This window comes from Kluyvera sp. (assembly GCF_047971185.1).
Classification (GTDB): domain Bacteria; phylum Pseudomonadota; class Gammaproteobacteria; order Enterobacterales; family Enterobacteriaceae; genus Kluyvera.
In genome coordinates this window covers 1-17,802 of sequence record NZ_JBKDZH010000015.1, presented here as the reverse complement: position 1 = coordinate 17,802, position 17,802 = coordinate 1, and the positions used below count along the sequence as shown (strand labels likewise).

16 protein-coding genes and 1 other RNA gene are annotated in these 17,802 nt (G+C 57.9%); 4 read left to right on the top strand and 13 right to left on the bottom strand.

Features of this window, described 5'->3' with window-relative positions; translation table 11 throughout:
• Window positions 1-46 precede the first annotated feature (46 nt).
• The 7 genes from gcvP to ACK5JN_RS03360 all read right to left on the bottom strand — a co-directional run bounded on the left by gcvP (window position 47) and on the right by ACK5JN_RS03360 (window position 9,288).
• Window positions 47-2,920: an aminomethyl-transferring glycine dehydrogenase gene (gene gcvP / locus ACK5JN_RS03390; RefSeq protein ID WP_416868866.1), complete on the bottom strand. Its 2,874-nt coding sequence runs from the start codon at window positions 2,918-2,920 to the stop codon at window positions 47-49.
• Window positions 2,921-3,041: 121 nt separating this feature from the next.
• Complete coding sequence (gene gcvH, locus ACK5JN_RS03385; RefSeq protein ID WP_064542751.1) at window positions 3,042-3,431, bottom strand: glycine cleavage system protein GcvH; 390 nt, start codon at window positions 3,429-3,431, stop codon at window positions 3,042-3,044.
• 26 nt (window positions 3,432-3,457) lie between these two features.
• Window positions 3,458-4,552, bottom strand: coding sequence for a glycine cleavage system aminomethyltransferase GcvT (gene gcvT, locus ACK5JN_RS03380; protein WP_416868986.1), 1,095 nt, complete (start codon window positions 4,550-4,552; stop codon window positions 3,458-3,460).
• Window positions 4,553-4,944: 392 nt separating this feature from the next.
• Window positions 4,945-6,147: an FAD-dependent 2-octaprenylphenol hydroxylase gene (ubiI, locus tag ACK5JN_RS03375; protein ID WP_416868865.1), complete on the bottom strand. Its 1,203-nt coding sequence runs from the start codon at window positions 6,145-6,147 to the stop codon at window positions 4,945-4,947.
• Between the two features lie 18 nt (window positions 6,148-6,165).
• Window positions 6,166-7,344: a 2-octaprenyl-6-methoxyphenyl hydroxylase gene (gene ubiH / locus ACK5JN_RS03370; protein ID WP_416868864.1), complete on the bottom strand. Its 1,179-nt coding sequence runs from the start codon at window positions 7,342-7,344 to the stop codon at window positions 6,166-6,168.
• On the bottom strand, window positions 7,341-8,657 hold the full coding sequence (gene pepP / locus ACK5JN_RS03365; RefSeq protein WP_416868863.1) for a Xaa-Pro aminopeptidase: 1,317 nt from the start codon (window positions 8,655-8,657) through the stop codon (window positions 7,341-7,343). Before pepP ends, ubiH begins: the two co-directional genes overlap by 4 nt.
• Before the next feature lie 52 nt (window positions 8,658-8,709).
• Window positions 8,710-9,288, bottom strand: coding sequence for a YecA family protein (locus tag ACK5JN_RS03360; RefSeq protein ID WP_416868862.1), 579 nt, complete (start codon window positions 9,286-9,288; stop codon window positions 8,710-8,712).
• Between the two features lie 158 nt (window positions 9,289-9,446).
• Between ACK5JN_RS03360 and zapA the strand changes: the two genes are divergently transcribed.
• From zapA to ACK5JN_RS03345, 3 genes are all read left to right on the top strand, one after another.
• The gene (gene zapA / locus ACK5JN_RS03355) at window positions 9,447-9,776 is read left to right on the top strand and encodes a cell division protein ZapA (protein ID WP_064542733.1); all 330 of its coding nucleotides are present in this window, start codon (window positions 9,447-9,449) and stop codon (window positions 9,774-9,776) included.
• Window positions 9,777-9,817: 41 nt separating this feature from the next.
• Window positions 9,818-10,001, top strand: a non-coding RNA gene (gene ssrS / locus ACK5JN_RS03350) — 6S RNA.
• A gap of 20 nt (window positions 10,002-10,021) precedes the next feature.
• A complete protein-coding gene (locus ACK5JN_RS03345; RefSeq protein ID WP_416868861.1) occupies window positions 10,022-10,618 on the top strand; it encodes a 5-formyltetrahydrofolate cyclo-ligase in 597 nt (198 codons plus the stop codon).
• Between the two features lie 368 nt (window positions 10,619-10,986).
• On the opposite strand, the gene serA is transcribed toward ACK5JN_RS03345, so the two are convergent.
• Complete coding sequence (gene serA, locus ACK5JN_RS03340; protein WP_416868860.1) at window positions 10,987-12,219, bottom strand: phosphoglycerate dehydrogenase; 1,233 nt, start codon at window positions 12,217-12,219, stop codon at window positions 10,987-10,989.
• A gap of 265 nt (window positions 12,220-12,484) precedes the next feature.
• A complete protein-coding gene (gene rpiA, locus ACK5JN_RS03335; protein ID WP_106926107.1) occupies window positions 12,485-13,144 on the bottom strand; it encodes a ribose-5-phosphate isomerase RpiA in 660 nt (219 codons plus the stop codon).
• A 199-nt stretch (window positions 13,145-13,343) separates the two neighbouring features.
• Here rpiA and argP point away from each other — a divergent pair, with 199 nt between their 5' ends.
• On the top strand, window positions 13,344-14,237 hold the full coding sequence (gene argP, locus ACK5JN_RS03330; protein ID WP_416868859.1) for a DNA-binding transcriptional regulator ArgP: 894 nt from the start codon (window positions 13,344-13,346) through the stop codon (window positions 14,235-14,237).
• A gap of 41 nt (window positions 14,238-14,278) precedes the next feature.
• On the opposite strand, the gene ACK5JN_RS03325 is transcribed toward argP, so the two are convergent.
• The 4 genes from ACK5JN_RS03325 to fbaA all read right to left on the bottom strand — a co-directional run.
• Window positions 14,279-15,043: an oxidative stress defense protein gene (locus ACK5JN_RS03325; protein WP_416868858.1), complete on the bottom strand. Its 765-nt coding sequence runs from the start codon at window positions 15,041-15,043 to the stop codon at window positions 14,279-14,281.
• A gap of 86 nt (window positions 15,044-15,129) precedes the next feature.
• Complete coding sequence (argO, locus tag ACK5JN_RS03320; RefSeq protein ID WP_416868857.1) at window positions 15,130-15,765, bottom strand: arginine exporter ArgO; 636 nt, start codon at window positions 15,763-15,765, stop codon at window positions 15,130-15,132.
• Between the two features lie 155 nt (window positions 15,766-15,920).
• Window positions 15,921-16,778 carry a small-conductance mechanosensitive channel MscS gene (gene mscS / locus ACK5JN_RS03315; protein WP_416868856.1) on the bottom strand — a complete coding sequence of 286 codons (858 nt, stop codon included), beginning with the start codon at window positions 16,776-16,778 and terminating at the stop codon, window positions 15,921-15,923.
• Window positions 16,779-16,968: 190 nt separating this feature from the next.
• On the bottom strand, window positions 16,969-17,802 hold an 834-nt coding region (gene fbaA, locus ACK5JN_RS03310; RefSeq protein ID WP_416868855.1), incomplete at its 5' end, for a class II fructose-bisphosphate aldolase.

The window sequence follows — 17,802 nt, the reverse complement described above, 5'->3', positions numbered from 1 at the left end:
AAATAAAGGCGCCGAAGCGCCTTTAAAAGATAGTGTAAACAAGCGATTACTGGTATTCGCTCATTGGTACGCAGGAGCAGAACAGGTTACGGTCGCCGTACACGTCATCAAGACGTTTAACGGTCGGCCAGTACTTGTTCGCCACGCCCGCCGGGAAGACCGCCAGCTCGCGGCTGTAGCCGTGATTCCACTCGGCGACCAGTTCATTCTGGGTATGCGGAGAGTTGACCAGCGGGTTATCTTCCAGCGTCCACTCGCCCGCTTTCACGCGGTCGATTTCGCTGCGAATCGCCAGCATCGCGTCGATAAAGCGGTCCAGTTCGGCCTTGCCTTCTGATTCCGTCGGCTCAACCATCAGCGTGCCCGCCACCGGGAAGGACATGGTCGGCGCATGGAAACCGTAGTCAATCAGGCGCTTAGCAATGTCCAGCTCGCTGATGCCGGTCTCTTCTTTCAGCGGACGAATATCCAGAATACATTCGTGCGCCACATGGCCGTGGCTGCCGGTGTACAGCACCGGATACGCGTCTTTCAGGCGAGTCGCAATGTAGTTAGCGTTGAGGATTGCTACCTGGCTGGCCTGCTTCAGCCCTTCCGCGCCCATCATGCGGATGTACATCCAGCTGATTGGCAGAATAGACGCGCTGCCGAACGGTGCCGCGGACACCGCGCCCTGGCGGGTCAGCATGCCTTCAATGTGCACCACGCTGTGGCCCGGCACGAACGGTGCCAGGTGCGATTTCACGCCGATAGGGCCCATGCCCGGGCCGCCGCCGCCGTGTGGGATGCAGAAGGTTTTGTGCAGGTTCAGGTGCGAAACGTCCGCGCCGATAAAGCCCGGAGAGGTAATCCCGACCTGGGCGTTCATGTTCGCGCCGTCGAGGTAAACCTGGCCGCCGAACTGGTGCACAATTTCGCACACTTCACGGATGGTCTCTTCGTACACGCCGTGGGTAGATGGGTAGGTCACCATGATGCAGGAGAGATTCGCCGCGTGCTGCTCGGCTTTCGCGCGCAGATCGGCAAGATCGATGTTGCCGTTCTTATCGCAGGCCACCACTACCACCTGCATGCCCGCCATCTGTGCGGAAGCCGGGTTGGTGCCGTGCGCCGAGCTTGGGATCAGGCAGATATCACGATGGCCGTCGTTGCGGCTTTCGTGGTAGTGGCGAATCGCCAGCAGACCGGCGTATTCGCCCTGCGCGCCGGAGTTCGGCTGCATGCACAGCGCATCGTAACCGGTCAGTTTCACCAGCCACTCGGAAAGCTGACCGATCATCTGATGGTAACCTTCGGCCTGACCCACCGGGCAGAACGGGTGCAGCTCAGCGAATTCCGGCCAGGTAATTGGGATCATTTCCGCTGCGGCGTTCAGCTTCATGGTGCAAGAGCCCAGCGGGATCATCGCCTGATTCAGCGCCAGATCTTTACGCTCCAGCGAGTGCATATAGCGCATCATCTCGGTTTCGCTGTGGTAGCGGTTAAAGACCGGGTGCGCGAGGATCGCATCGTCGCGCAGCATACTGCTCTGAATGGAACGGCTATCGAGCGCCACGTCTTTATCCAGCGTGTCGATATCCAGGCCATGGTTGTCGCCGAGGATCACGTTAAACAGCGCCAGCACGTCTTCACGACTGGTGGTTTCGTTCAGGGTAATGCCCACGGCGTTCAGAATGTCGCTGCGCAGGTTGATTTCCGCAGCCTGGGCGCGTGCCAGCACCGCCGCTTTGTCCGCCACTTCCACGCACAGGGTATCGAAGAAGTGCGCATGGCGCAGTTTCTGCCCTTTCTGCTGCAGGCCGGTAGCCAGAATATCGGTCAGGCGGTGAATGCGGTTCGCAATGCGTTTCAGGCCAACCGGGCCGTGGAAGACCGCGTACAGGCTGGCAATGTTGGCCAGCAGCACCTGCGAGGTACAGATATTGGAGTTGGCTTTCTCGCGGCGAATATGCTGCTCGCGAGTCTGCATCGCCATGCGCAGCGCGGTATTGCCCGCCGCATCTTTCGATACGCCGATAATACGGCCCGGCATCGCGCGTTTGAATTCATCTTTCGCGGCAAAGAACGCCGCGTGCGGGCCACCGTAGCCCATCGGGACGCCGAAGCGTTGAGCGGAGCCGAACACAATATCCGCGCCCTGTTTGCCCGGTGCGGTTAACAGCACCAGCGCCATGAAATCAGCGGCGACGCTGACCACGATTTTGCGCGCTTTCAGCTCGGCAATCAGCGGGCTGTAGTCGTGCACTTCACCGGTAGTGCCCACCTGCTGCAGCAGTACGCCGAAGACGTCCTGGTGCTCCAGCGCTTTGTCGGCGCTGTCGACAATCACGTCAAAACCGAAGGTTTCCGCGCGGGTGCGCACCACGTCCAGCGTTTGCGGATGCACGTCGTCCGCGACAAAAAAGCGGTTCGCGTTTTTCAGTTTGCTGACGCGCTTGGCCATCGCCATCGCTTCGGCCGCGGCGGTCGCTTCATCCAGCAGGGAAGCGGATGCCATGTCCAGGCCGGTCAGATCCAGCGTGACCTGCTGGAAGTTGAGCAGCGCTTCCAGACGGCCCTGAGACACTTCCGGCTGGTACGGGGTATACGCGGTGTACCAGCCCGGGTTTTCCAGCATGTTGCGCAGGATAACCGGCGGCAGCTGCACCGGGGTGTAGCCCATGCCAATGTACGACTTAAAGCGCTTGTTGCGGCCGGCAATCGCTTTCAGCTCCGCCAGCGCGGCGAATTCTGTGGTGGCGTCGCCTACCTGAGGCGGCGTAGCAAGCTGGATATCTTTTGGCACGATCTGTTCAATCAGTGCGTTGAGTGAATCCGCGCCAACCGTTTTGAGCATCTCTTGCTGCTGCTGGGCGTCCGGCCCGATGTGACGTTCAATAAACGCGCCACGGTTTTCAAGCTGGCTTAAAGTCTGTGTCATGAGCGATGGTTCCTGAAACGTGCGGTGAATCGTGATTGTCTAACTGACTTGCCCGGTGGCGCTCCGCTTACCGGGCCTACGGGATGTAGGCCGGATAAACGCAGTGCCATCCGGCACAACCTTACTCGTCTTCTAACAGGGCTTCGTATGCGGTGGCATCCAGCAGCGCGGCCACTTCCGCTTCGTCGCTGGCCTTGATCTTGAAGATCCAGCCGCCGGCGTAGGGTTCGCTGTTTACCAGCTCCGGTGAATCACCCAGTTCTTCGTTAACCGCAACGATTTCGCCGCTGATTGGCGCGTAGATATCGGACGCCGCTTTCACGGACTCCGCGACCGCACAGTCGTCACCCGCGCTAACGGTAGCGCCGACTTCCGGCAGATCAACGAACACCATGTCGCCCAGTAATTCCTGCGCGTGCTCGGTGATGCCAACGGTGTAGCTGCCGTCCGCTTCTTTGCGCAGCCATTCGTGTTCTTTACTGTATTTCAGTTCTGCTGGTACGTTGCTCATCAAAAAATCTCCAGAATAATAATCGCTTACGCCACGGCCTTGCCGTTACGTACAAAAACAGGTTTGGTGACCTTCACCGGCATTTCACGGTTACGGATTTGCACAATCGCCGTCTCGCCGATGCCCTGAGGGACGCGAGCCAGCGCAATACTATGGCCTAAGGTCGGCGAGAAAGTCCCGCTGGTGATCACACCTTCGCGCGGATTGCCGTTCTCATCGGTAAAACGCACCGGCAGTTCGCCGCGCAGCACGCCTTTTTCGGTCATCACCAGGCCCACCAACTGGTCGGTGCCTTTTTCGCGTTCCAGCTCCAGCACGTCGCGGCCAATAAAGTTGCGATCAGCCGGTTCCCAGGCGATGGTCCAGCCCATGTTGGCCGCCAGCGGGGAGACGCCTTCATCCATCTCCTGCCCGTACAGGTTCATGCCGGCTTCTAAACGCAGCGTATCGCGCGCGCCCAGGCCGCATGGCTTCACGCCCGCCTGCACCAGCTGCTGCCAGAAATCTGCCGCCTGCGCTTTCGGCAGGGCAATTTCATAGCCCGCTTCGCCGGTGTAGCCGGTGGTGGCGATAAACAAATCACCCGCCTGCACGCCGAAGAACGGCTTCATGCCTTCTACCGCGCGGCGCTGCTCATCGCTAAACAGCGTGGCCGCTTTCGCCTGCGCGTTCGGCCCCTGTACCGCGATCAGCGACAGATCGTCGCGGACGGTGATATCAATGGCGTAAGGTTCAGCGTGTTGGGTAATCCAGGAGAGGTCTTTTTCGCGGGTGGCGGAGTTAACGACGAGGCGGAAGAAATCTTCGGTGAAGTAGTAAACGATCAGGTCATCAATCACGCCGCCCGATGCGTTTAGCATACCGCTATAAAGCGCCTTGCCGGGCTTCGTGAGCTTCGCCACGTCGTTGGCCAGCAGATAGCGGAGAAACTCGCGGGTACGCGGGCCGTGCAGGTCGACGATGGTCATGTGCGACACATCGAACATCCCGGCGTCGGTACGCACCGCGTGGTGCTCATCAATCTGCGAGCCATAGTGCAGCGGCATCATCCAGCCGTGGAAATCCACCATACGCGCGCCACATAACACGTGCTGGTCATACAAAGGCGTTTGTTGAGCCATCATGTCCTCGTTGAATATATCGCACCACAAAAACACGCGCCGACGCCCGTCCAGGCACCGACGCAAACGTTCTCTTTTCCCTGAACTTACCACCGAACACCGTGCTAAACCATCAGGAAAAAGGGGGCATCACATTAGCTTATGGCTAAAAGCCGCCAAAAAGCATACAGAGGAATCAACTGGAAAAAAGCGAATTACACCACATTTAATTAACAATAACGGTTAACAATTCAGCATAAGATAATATTTCCTGCGAAAAACAGGGCGACTTTCCCGTAACATAAAATTTGATGGATTAATAAAACTAATGCGAAAAATGGCGTGAAATTAGAATTTTTCAAATGAGGGGAGGGACTCCCGGCAGAGCAGCCGGGAGTAAAAGTGTGAGCGACTTAACGAAGCCACTCCGGCAGGTCATTGAGGCCCATCGCCTGACGAATCAGCTGCGGTTTTACGCCGGGCAGCGTATCGGCGAGTTTAAGACCAATATCGCGCAGCAGCTTTTTCGCCGTGTTTTCGCCGGCAAAGAGTTCGCGGAAGCCCTGCATTCCCGCCAGCATCAGCGCGGCGCTGTGCTTGCGGCTGCGCTCGTAGCGGCGCAGATAAAAATGCTGGCCGATATCTTTGCCCTGCGCGTGCAGGCGTTTCAGCTCGTCAATCAGCTCGGCAGCGTCCATAAAGCCCAGGTTTACGCCCTGCCCCGCTAGCGGATGAATGGTGTGCGCGGCGTCGCCCACCAGCGCCAGACGATGCGCGGCGAACTGGCGCGCGTAGCGGCCGGTCAGCGGATAAATCTGGCGTTCGCTCTCCACCTGGCACAGCCCCAGACGGTTATCAAAGGCGATATTCAACGCTTTGTTGAACTCGCTTTCATCCGCCTGCTGCATACGCTGCGCCTCTTCCGGCGACAGCGACCAGACGATAGAACACAGATGCGGATCGCTGAGCGGCAGAAAAGCCAGGATGCCGTCGCCGTGGAAGCTCTGGCGCGCAACCGCCTCGTGCGGCTCTTCCGTCCGCACGGTCGCCACCAGCGCGTGATGGCGATAATCCCAGAAGGTCAGCGGAATATCGGCCTTGCTGCGCAGCCACGAGTTGGCGCCATCGGCCCCCACCACCAGACGCGCGGTCAACATACTGCCGTCTTTCAGCGTCAGAAACGCCTCATTTTCGCCCCACGCCACCTGCTGGAGTTCAGCCGGGGCCATCAGCGTGACGTCGGCGCTACGCTCGGCTTTCTGCCATAACGCATGATGGATCACCGCGTTTTCAACAATATGCCCCAGATGACTGTAGCCCATGCTGCGATCGTCAAACGCAATGCGGCCAAAGCTGTCTTTATCCCACACTTCCATGCCGTGGTAGCGGCTGGCGCGCTGGGCGACAATCGCCTGCCAGACGTCCAGCTTCGACAGCAGTTTTTCACTGCCGGCATTTATGGCGGACACGCGCAGCGCGGGCGGCGCATCGGCGGCCAACGCTTGCGGCAGAGATTGTTCCAGCACGGCAACCCGCAGGCCGCTGCCCTGTAACCCGCAGGCCACCGCCAGCCCGACCATACCACCGCCTACGATGGCAACATCAACACTTTGCACATTCACTCCTTACAGCTCTTAACGGGCAACCCAGCCCAGCGTCCGCTGCGCCAGCACATCACGGGCAGGGGTAAATAATTCCATCGCCATCAGCCCCACGTTGCGCCCGACAACCAGCGGGGCCCAACGGTTAGCAAACAGATGCACCAGCCCATCGGTAACGCCGATGGTGGCGGCTTTATCCTCCGCCCGCTGACGCTGGTACTGGCACAACAACGCATAGTCGCCGATATCCTGCCGCGCGGCCTGCGCCTGCGCCAGGTTCTCCGCCAGCGTCATCACATCGCGCAGGCCAAGATTAAAGCCCTGCCCGGCGATAGGATGCAGCGTCTGCGCGGCGTTGCCCACCAGCGCCAGACGGTGCGAAACCGTGCGCGTGGCGGTGGTCAACGATAGCGGGTACACGCTGCGCGCCCCGGCCTGAGTAATGCGGCCTAAACGCCAACCGAACGCCCGCTGCAGTTCGTCGCAGAAACGCGCATCGGACCAACCGAGCACCTCATCGTGACGATCGCGCGGATGGCACCACACCAGCGAGCAGCGGTTATGCGACATCGGCAGCATCGCCAGCGGGCCGTGCTCGGTAAAGCGTTCAAACGCACGCCCCTGATGCGGGACGGCGGTGGTGACGTTAGCAATCACCGCCAGCTGGTTATACGGCTCCTGCTGCCAGTGAATGCCGCACCGTTCGCCAAGCATCGAGCGCGAACCGTCGGCGGCCACCAGCAGCTTGCCGCGCAGGGTTTCGCCGCTATCGAGGGTGACGTTTACGCCGTCGCTGTGACGCTCAACCTGCGCCACGCGCGACGGGCAGTGCAGCGTCACACCGGGCGCGCGGCGCAGCAGAGCAAACAGCCGCTGGCCGACGTCGTGCAGTTCAACCACGTTGCCCAGCGCCGCCAGGCGATAATCGTCGGCGTTCAACGTGACAAACCCGGCGTGGCCGCGATCGCTGACGTGCACGGTGGTAATCGGGGTGGCGCAATCGGCTATCGCCTGCCACAGATTAATTTTCGCCAGCTGCTGACAGGTGCCCGCCGCCAGCGCGATCGCCCGGGCATCAAAGCCCGGATGCTGTGCGGCGTCGATATCCGCCGCCTCAATCAGATGCACCGGCAGACGGCCTGCCGTCAGCTGCGATACCGCCAGCGCCAGCGTGGCGCCGGTCATCCCGCCGCCGACAATAATCAGGCTCATAGCTGGCGCGCCGCCGCCATCAGCGCCTCGATGTCGTCCGCATTCTTCACAACGCTGGCCGTCAGGTTTTCATTGCCGTCTTCGGTAATCAGAATGTCGTCTTCAATACGAATCCCAATGCCGCGATATTCCGCCGGTACGTCGGCGTCCGGCGCAATATACAGGCCCGGCTCAACGGTCAGCACCATACCCGGTTCCAGCACGCGAGAGCGCTCAGCGCCGTACACGCCCACATCGTGAACGTCCAGCCCCAGCCAGTGGCTCAGGCCGTGCATAAAGTACGGACGGTGCGCGTTGTCGGCGATCAGCTGGTCAATTTCACCTTTGAGGATCCCCAGGCCATGCAGGCCGGTCACCATGATACGCACCACTTCGCCGGTCACTTCCTGAATGGAGGTGCCCGGGCGGTACAGCTCGAGCGCTTTGTACAGCGAGGCCAGCACGATGTCGTAGATAGCACGCTGCGCCGGGGTGAATTTGCCGTTTACCGGGAAGGTTCGGGTGATGTCACCGGCATAGCCTTTGTATTCACAGCCCGCGTCAATCAGCACCAGCTCGCCGTCGCGCAGTTCCGATTCATTTTCGGTGTAGTGCAGGATACAGCCGTTCTCGCCGCCGCCGACGATGGTGTTATAGGACGGGAAACGCGCGCCGTGGCGAGTGAATTCGTGCAGAATCTCGCCTTCCAGCTGATATTCAAACATCCCCGGACGGCATTTTTCCATCGCGCGGGTGTGCGCCAGCGCGCTGATTTCGCCGGCGCGGCGCAGGATGTCAATTTCTTCGCTGTCTTTGAACAGACGCATTTCGTGCACCATCGGGCGCCAGTCGATCATCGAGTCCGGCGCGACCAGATTCTGGCGTGAACCTTTGCGCAGCTTGTCCAGCGCGGTGAACACAATCTCATCCGCCCATGCATATTCGCCCTGGGCATGGTAAATCACATCCAGGCCGTTCAGCAGCTGGAACAGCTGCTGGTTGATTTCGCTGAACGCCAGCGCGCGGTCGACGCCCAGTTTTTCCGGCGCCGCGTCCTGCCCCAGACGGCGACCAAACCAGATCTCCGCTGTCAGGTCGCGAACGCGATTGAACAACACGCTGTGATTGTGGGTGTCATCGCTTTTAATCAGCACCAGCAAGGCTTCGGGCTCGTTAAAGCCGGTGAAGTACCAGAAATCGCTGTTCTGGCGATAGGGATACTCAGAATCCGCGCTGCGCGTCACCTCTGGCGCGGCAAAAATCAGCGCCGCGCTGCCTGGCTTCATTTGCGCCAGCAGTGCCTGGCGGCGGCGGAGAAACGCTTGCTGTGTCATGACATCTCCTTTCAATCCCTTCGCGCTGCAACACGCAGAGCAGGTATTATGTTTAGTGTAAGGTAGGTTTCCGGACTTCTGGTGCCGTCGGCTGCGGGTGGGTGAACGTCTCGTGGCACAGCAGCGCCGCTACGCGAACGTATTCGATAATTTCTTCCAGCGACATCTCCAGCTCTTCCTGATCTTCATCTTCTTCATAGCCAAGTTGCGCAATATTTCGAAGATCGTCAATGGCTTCGCCCGCTTCACCTTTCACTTTCTCCAGCTTCGGCTGAACCATGCCCAGGCCAAGCAGGAAGTGATTCACCCAGCCGGAGAGCGCGTCGGCGCGGTCAAACACGCTGACGTCGTCGCCGTCAGGCAGATAAAGCTGAAAAAGGAAGCCGTCGTCTTCCAGCGCGTCGCTGGTGGCCGCATGCATGGAACGCAGCGATTCGGCAAGCTCGTGGCCAAACGCCAGACCTTCGTTGGTCAGGTCGTGAACCAGCGGCTGCCATGAGCTGTCTTTGTTTCCGCCGCAGAGCAAACCGCTGAGCAGACCGTGCATTTCCGCAGGCGTCAGGCCTACCCCTTGTTGGTTTAACAGCTGGTTCAGCAGGGTGTAACCAGGCATTTCGTTCTGTATAGACATGCGCATTCGTCATTGTTGGGTGGAATTCATGGTATGCTACCACTTTGGACCCTGGAGATACCAGAAAAGGGCTTGTAACTTCATACCAGGGTAGCTATAGTGTCGCCCCTTCACATCCTGAGAGTGAAGGACGCGCAGTCAATCAGCAGGAAGGTGGCATGTCTGCACAACCCGTCGATATCCAAATTTTTGGCCGTTCACTACGAGTGAATTGCCCGCCTGAACAAAGAGATGCTCTGAATCAGGCCGCGGACGATCTGAATCAGCGGTTGCAAGATCTGAAAGAACGCACTAGAGTCACAAATACTGAGCAGCTGGTTTTCATCGCCGCGTTGAACATCAGCTACGAGTTAACTCAGGAAAGGGCGAAAACGCGCGACTATGCTTCAAGCATGGAACAGCGCATTCGGATGCTACAACAGACCATTGAACAAGCGTTGCTTGACCAGGGTCGCATATCCGATAAGTCAGCACCAAACTTTGAATAACACTTTGCAGTTTACTATGGTAGAGTGACTGTGAAGACAAAATTTCTCTGAGATGTTCGCAAGCGGGCCAGTCCCCTGAGCCGATATTTCATACCACAAGAATGTGGCGCTCCATGGTTGGTGAGCATGCTCGGTCCGTCCGAGAAGCCTTAAAACTGTGACGACGCATTCACCTTGAACCAAGGGTTCAAGGGTTACAGCCTGCGGCGGCATCTCGGAGATTCCCCTTCTACCTACCCGGTCTTATGACATCACGTTCAGCAACACCCCACTCCCGACAAGAAATTCGCCAGCTTATCCGGCAGCGTCGTCGCGCACTTACGCCGCAGCAGCAAACGCTTTTCGGCCAGCAGGCCGCCGCCCGCATGATGGCCTGGCCTCCGGTGGTGATGGCGCAGACCGTGGCCGTGTTTCTCTCTTTTGACGGTGAACTCGACACACAGCCGCTGATTGAACAGCTCTGGCGGGCGGGCAAACGCGTCTATCTGCCGGTCCTTCACCCTTTCAGCCCCGGCAACCTGCTGTTTCTGCACTATCATCCGCACAGTGAGCTGGTAATGAACCGTCTGAAGATCCGTGAACCGCAGCTCGACGTGCGCGACGTGCTGCCGTTGAACCAGCTGGATGTGCTGATTACCCCGCTGGTCGCCTTTGACGAACAGGGGCAACGGCTGGGTATGGGCGGTGGTTTCTATGACCGAACGCTACAAAACTGGCAGCAGCACGGCATTCAGCCCGTCGGCTACGCCCACGATTGTCAGCAGGTTGACGCGCTGCCGGTGGAGCAGTGGGATATCCCCCTGCCCGCGGCGATCACACCGTCAAAAGTGTGGCAGTGGTAGGCCGATTCAGGCAATTGACAGCGTCGTTTTTTTGACCTACATTCCTCGGTAAAGGGTGAGGGAGGCGAACCTCCCTCCTGCGTTCATACTGTTAATATGCTGGCAGAGCGATGATTAACAGAATCAGCAGTATGATGACCAGTCTCATCATTGTCCCTTTCCTTTCAAGGCCCCTGCTTCGGTAGGGGCTTTGCCGTTTCAGCCCCATGCTGAGCCCCCATCGTAAATCCCTTTTGCTAAGACACAATGCGCGGCGGCGCCTTTAATCACCGTTTGCGGCGAGGCGCGTAAAGTGAATGTACGCGTTGCAAAAAGGCGAAAAAAAACGGGCAGACCAGTGGTCTGCCCGTTTGATCCGTGCGGGAAAATCAGTACAGCAGGCGAGCGCGAACGGTGCCAGGAATCGCCTTCATGCTCTGCAGCGCTTTCTGCGCCACATCTTCTTCAGCTTCAATATCGATAACCACATAGCCCATCTGCGGCGTGGTTTGCAGATACTGCGCGGCGATGTTGACGCCCTGATCGGCGAAAATCTGGTTGAGCGCGGTCAGCACGCCGGGACGGTTTTCGTGGATGTGCAGCAGACGACGGCCGCCGTGCAGCGGCAGCGACACGTCCGGGAAGTTCACGGCCGACAGCGTAGAGCCGTTGTCAGAGTACTTAATCAGTTTACCCGCCACTTCCAGGCCGATATTCTCCTGCGCTTCCTGAGTTGAACCGCCGATGTGCGGCGTCAGAATCACGTTATCAAACTCGCACAGCGGCGAGGTGAACGGGTCGCTGTTGGTCGCCGGTTCGGTTGGGAAGACGTCGATGGCCGCCCCCGCCAGGTGCTTACGCGCCAGCGCGTCGCACAGCGCAGGAATCTCAACAACCGTACCGCGAGAGGCGTTAATCAACAGCGCGCCCGGCTTCATCAGCGCCAGCTCTTCCGCACCCATCATGTTTTTGGTGGAGGCGTTTTCCGGCACGTGCAGGCTCACCACGTCGCTCATGTTCAGCAGGTCGGAAAGGTGCTGCACCTGGGTGGCATTACCCAGCGGCAGTTTGCTTTCAATATCATAGAAGTAGACGTGCATCCCCAGCGACTCCGCCAGGATGCCAAGCTGAGTACCGATGTGGCCGTAGCCGATAATCCCCAGCTTTTTACCACGAGCTTCATAGGAGCCCGCGGCCAGTTTGTTCCACACGCCGCGGTGCGCTTTGGCGTTGGCCTCCGGAATACCGCGCAGCAGCAGCAGCAGCTCGCCAATCACCAGCTCGGCAACGGAACGGGTATTCGAGAACGGCGCGTTAAATACCGGCACGCCGCGTTTGGCCGCCGCTTTCAGGTCCACCTGGTTGGTGCCGATACAGAAACAGCCCACCGCGACCAGCTTCTCAGCGGCGGCAAAGATCTCTTCCGTCAGTTGAGTACGGGAACGCAGGCCGATGAAATGGGCATCACGGGCAGACTCTTTCAGCTGTTCGCTATCCAGCGCACCCTTGTGAAATTCGATATTGGTGTAACCTGCTGCGCGAAGGCTATCCAGCGCCTTCTGGTGCACGCCTTCCACCAGCAGAAATTTAATTTTGTCTTTTTCCAGTGATACCTTAGCCATTTCCCCGTCCTGTCTTTGTTTTACTGATGTTGTGGTGAACGAAAGTTCACCTAAGCAACATATCAAAAAAAATTATTGCGGCAATATGAACGTTTGCGTCGGCATCATGCAGAAGGCTCATGCAGGGAGAAATGCCAGCATAAAATGCTAACCGGGAAGATAAACGTGGGATGTTAATCAGGCGGAAGGTTGAAATGTGACACAAGTCACCAAATTCAGCCTCAGTAAAAAAAAATAGGGGAATTTGTCATTCCCCTGGGTCAGATCATTTAGTAATGGTTTTCACACCGTCGGCGGTGCCAATCAGCGCGACGTCGGCGCCGCGGTTAGCAAACAGGCCCACGGTTACCACGCCCGGAATGCCATTAATGGCGTTTTCCAGCGCGATAGCGTCGAGGATTTCCAGGCCGTGAACGTCGAGAATAACGTTGCCGTTATCGGTCACCACGCCCTGGCGATACTCCGGACGGCCGCCAAGTTTGACCAGTTCACGTGCCACGGCGCTGCGCGCCATCGGGATCACTTCAACCGGCAGCGGGAAGTTGCCGAGGATATCGACCTGCTTGGAAGCATCGGCGATACAGATAAATTTATCGGCAACCGAAGCAATGATTTTCTCGCGCGTCAGCGCCGCGCCGCCGCCTTTGATCATCTGCATATGGCCGTTGATTTCATCCGCGCCGTCAACGTAGATGCCCAGACGGTCAACTTCATTCAGGTCGAAAACGGTGATGCCGAGGCTTTTCAGCTTCTCGGTTGAGGCATCTGAGCTTGAGACCGCGCCCTCGATCTGGCCCTTCATCGTGCCCAGCGCGTCAATAAAGTGCGCCGCGGTAGACCCCGTACCTACACCGACAATCGTACCCGGCTGTACATATTGAAGTGCCGCCCAGCCTACTGCTTTTTTCAGTTCATCCTGCGTCATGATCGTTTTCGCCTGTGGTGTCATCAACTGGCGCGCATTATAGAACAGAACCCCGCCCTAATTCGACCCATAGGTCTGGCGGATGAAAGATGTAACTCGTGAACAACTTCACAGTAAATGGCAAATTAATTTCGTCTGTATCCAGGGTAAATTTATGTCATAGTGCGTGATAACACCTATAGGGGAGTATCTCAGAGCAATGAAACGTCCGGACTACAGAACACTACAGGCGCTGGATGCCGTTATCAGGGAACGTGGGTTTGAGCGCGCCGCGCAGAAACTGTGCATCACTCAGTCCGCCGTTTCTCAGCGCATTAAGCAGCTTGAGAACATGTTCGGACAGCCGCTGCTGGTGCGCACCGTGCCGCCGCGCCCTACCGAGCAGGGGCAAAAGCTGCTGGCGCTGCTGCGTCAGGTTGAGCTGCTGGAAGAAGAGTGGCTGGGCGACGAGCAGACCGGCTCCACGCCGCTGCTGCTGTCGCTGGCGGTCAACGCCGACAGTCTGGCGACCTGGCTGCTGCCCGCGCTGGCTGACGTGCTGGCCAACTCCCCTATTCGTCTGAATCTTCAGGTTGAGGATGAAACCCGCACCCAGGAGCGCCTGCGTCGCGGTGAAGTGGTGGGCGCGGTGAGTATTCAGCCACAGGCGCTGCCAAGCTGCCTGGTCGATCAGCTCGGCGCGCTGGACTACTTGTTCGTCGGCTCCAGAGCGTTCGCTGAGCGCTACTTCCCCAACGGCGTCACCCGCTCAGCGCTGCTGAAAGCGCCCGCCGTGGCCTTCGACCATCTGGACGATATGCATCAGGCGTTTTTACAGCAAAACTTCGACCTGCCGCCGGGCAGCGTGCCGTGCCACATTGTGAACTCGTCGGAAGCGTTCGTGCAGCTGGCCCGTCAGGGCACCACCTGCTGTATGATTCCGCACCTGCAGATTGAGAAAGAGCTCGCCAGCGGTGAACTGATCGACCTCACCCCCGGCCTGTTCCAGCGCCGGATGCTGTACTGGCACCGCTTTGCGCCGGAAAGCCGCATGATGCGCAAAGTCACCGATGCGCTGCTGGCCTATGGGCATAAGGTATTGCGTCAGGACTAAGCGCAAAGAAAAACCCCTCGCGTGGCGAGGGGTTGGCAGGATTACTTCGCAGCGGCCGGTGCGGCGGCAGGTTCTGGAGCGGCTGCGGGGGCCGCGGCCTGCGCTGGCTGCAGCTGGAACACCACATCCACCTGATCATCAAACTGAATCGTCGGCTGCTCGTAAGTTTCCTGGGCGGAAACCGGCGCAGCATCGGCCTTCATCATGCGCACCATCGGGCTTGGCTGATAGTTAGAGACATGGTAGCGCACACTATACACCGGCCCCAGCTTGCTGTGGAAACCTGCGGCCAGCGACTGCGCCTGGTGGATCGCATCATCAATCGCCGCTTTACGCGCTTTGTCTTTGTAGGCGTCCGGTTTTGCCACGCCCAGCGACACGGAGCGGATTTCATTCAGCCCTGCCTTCAACGCGCCGTCCAGCAGCGAATTCAGCTTATCCAGCTGGCGCAGCGTCACTTCGACTGAACGCACCGCGCGGTAGCCCTTCAGCACGCTTTTACCGTTCTGGTAATCATAATCCGGCTGGGTACGCAGGTTAGCAGAGCTGATGTCGGTTTTGGCTACGCCGTTTTGCTCAAGAAAGGAGAGGTATTGCGCAACGCGCTGGTCGGCCTGCTTCTTGGCGCTCGCCGCGTCTTTCGCGGCAATATTCACTTCGATGGCCAGCGTCGCGATATCCGGCACCGCCGCCACGCTCGCCGTCCCCGACGTGACAATATGCGGGCCATCAGGCAACTCGTTGGCCTGTACGGACATAGCGCTAAACCCGATTGCTGCGGCCAAAGCCATCACTTTAAACTTCACTGTTGTATCTCCTTGGTTATCACCCGACAACGGGGGTCTTGCCTGCAAGCTTAGCCGCTGCCAGGAGAAAGTCCATCAGATGAGGCTTAGTTAAAGAGCGCGTGCAGGTGCCCAACGCCCTCTTTCGCCAGCTGGAAAGCAATAATCCACATCACGATGCCTACCACGAGGTTAATGATGCGCTGTGCTTTCGCCGTGCGCAAACGCGGTGCCAGCCAGGCCGCCAGTAGCGCAAGCGCGAAGAACCACAGGAAGGAGGCGCTGATAGTCCCCAGCGCGAACCAGCGTTTCGGCACCGCATCCAGCTGGCCGCCTAAGCTGCCCAGCACGACGAAGGTGTCGAGATAAACGTGCGGGTTGAGCCACGTGACCGCCAGCATAGTAGCGATAATTTTCCAGCGCCCCTGCTTCATGACCTCGGCGGTCGCCAGTTCAATATTGCTGCCCATCGCGGTTTTCAGCGCCCCGAAGCCATACCACAGCAGAAACGCTACCCCGCCCCAGGTGACCAGCGCCAGCAGCCACGGCGAAGACATCAGCAGCGCGCTGCCGCCGAATACCCCCGCGCAGATAAGCAGCAGATCGCTCACCGCGCACAGCAGCGCAATCATCAGGTGGTACTGGCGACGAATGCCCTGATTCATGACAAACGCATTCTGCGGGCCGAGGGGGAGTATCATGGCCGCGCCAAGCACAAGACCTTGAAAATAATAAGATATCACGATGTTTTTCTTCATGCCGTTCAGGAGTGGCGCTGACTATATCGCGATACAATCATTAGAGGAAATGGATATTATTAATAGGTTATAAGCAAAGCTAATGCAATGAGCCATAAAAAATGCCGAACGTCAGTCCGGCATTGTTTAACAGCAAGGTGTTATTCAGCGGAAGGTTTTTCCTGCTTCATATTCACATCAAGCTGTGGGTAAGGGAAGCTGATACCGTTGGCGTCGAACTCACGCTTGATGCGCTCAAGCACGTCCCAGTAGACGTTTTGCAGGTCGCCGCTAAGGCTCCACGCGCGCACCACGAAGTTGACCGATGACGGCGCCAGCTCATTCAGGCGCACGGTGATATCGCGATCTTTCAGAATGCGGCTCTCTGATTCAACAATAGAAGTCAGAATCTGCTTAACCTTATCAATATCCGCATCGTAAGAGACGCCGATAATAAATTCATTACGACGGGCTGGTTCGCGGGAGAAGTTAATAATATTGCCGGCGATAATTTTGCCGTTTGGGATCACCACAATTTTACCGTCGAGGGTACGCATAGTGGTGGAGAAAATCTGCACGTTCAGCACGGTACCGGCCACGCCGCCCAGATCGACATACTCACCCGCGCGGAACGGACGGAACATCACCAGCAGTACGCCAGCGGCGAGGTTAGAGAGCGAGCCCTGTAACGCCAGACCGACGGCTAAACCGGCGGCACCAAGTACGGCGATGACGGAAGCGGTCTGCACGCCCACGCGGCCGAGCGCTGCAATCAGCGTAAAGGCAATTACCGCATAGCGCACCAGCGCGGAGAGGAAATCTGCGACGGTAGCATCAATTTTACGCGCCAGCATCAGGCGGTTGACGGTATTGGAGATAACGCGCGCGGCAATCATCCCCACAATGATTATCGCGATTGCCGCAACGATATTGACCGCATAGCTCAGCAGTAATTCCTGGTTGCGCGCCAGCCATGAACCAGCGTCATTTATGCTATCGACAACGTTTAAATCTTCCATTCAATATTCCTTATGGATACCCGGATGGGAAACTAAAAGCGGCCTGCAAAAACGCAGGCAGGTATAAAGGGTAAACAAAAAATGAGAGATTTGCCAAGTTGATCACGTTTTAATGCCCGTGCATCGTTTTGAAAAAACAATAAAAAAAGCCCGCCATACGGCGGGCTTTTCGGCAAAAATCAGGCTTTTCTTACAGAACGTCTTTCGCGTTCAGTTCAGTGAAAGCCTGCTCCAGACGGGTCACCATGGACGTCTGAGCGGCACGCAGCCATACGCGCGGATCGTAGTATTTCTTGTTCGGCTGGTCTTCGCCTTTCGGGTTGCCCAGCTGGCCCTGCAGGTAAGCTTCGTTCGCTTTGTAGTACTGCAGAATACCGTCCCAGGTTGCCCACTGGGTATCGGTATCGATGTTCATTTTGATAACGCCGTAGCTTACGGAGTCTTTGATTTCCTGAGCAGTAGAACCGGAACCGCCGTGGAATACGAAGTTCAGGCTGTTGTGCGGCAGGTTGTGTTTCTTAGAAACATATTCCTGAGAATCGCGCAGGATGGTCGGGGTCAGAACCACGTTACCCGGCTTGTATACGCCGTGTACGTTACCGAAGGAAGCGGCGATGGTGAAACGCGGGCTGATTTTGCTCAGCTCGGTGTACGCGTAATCAACGTCTTCCGGCTGGGTGTACAGGGCAGAAGCGTCCATGTGGCTGTTGTCCACGCCGTCTTCTTCGCCACCGGTGCAGCCCAGTTCGATTTCCAGGGTCATGCCCATTTTGGCCATGCGCGCCAGGTATTTGGAGCAGATTTCGATGTTCTCTTCCAGAGACTCTTCAGACAGGTCGATCATGTGAGAAGAGAACAGCGGTTTACCGGTCGCCGCGAAGTGTTTTTCACCTGCGTCCAGCAGACCGTCGATCCACGGCAGCAGTTTCTTCGCGCAGTGGTCAGTGTGCAGGATAACCGGAACACCATAGTGCTCAGCCATCTGATTTACGTGGTGCGCACCAGAGATCGCACCCATGATTGC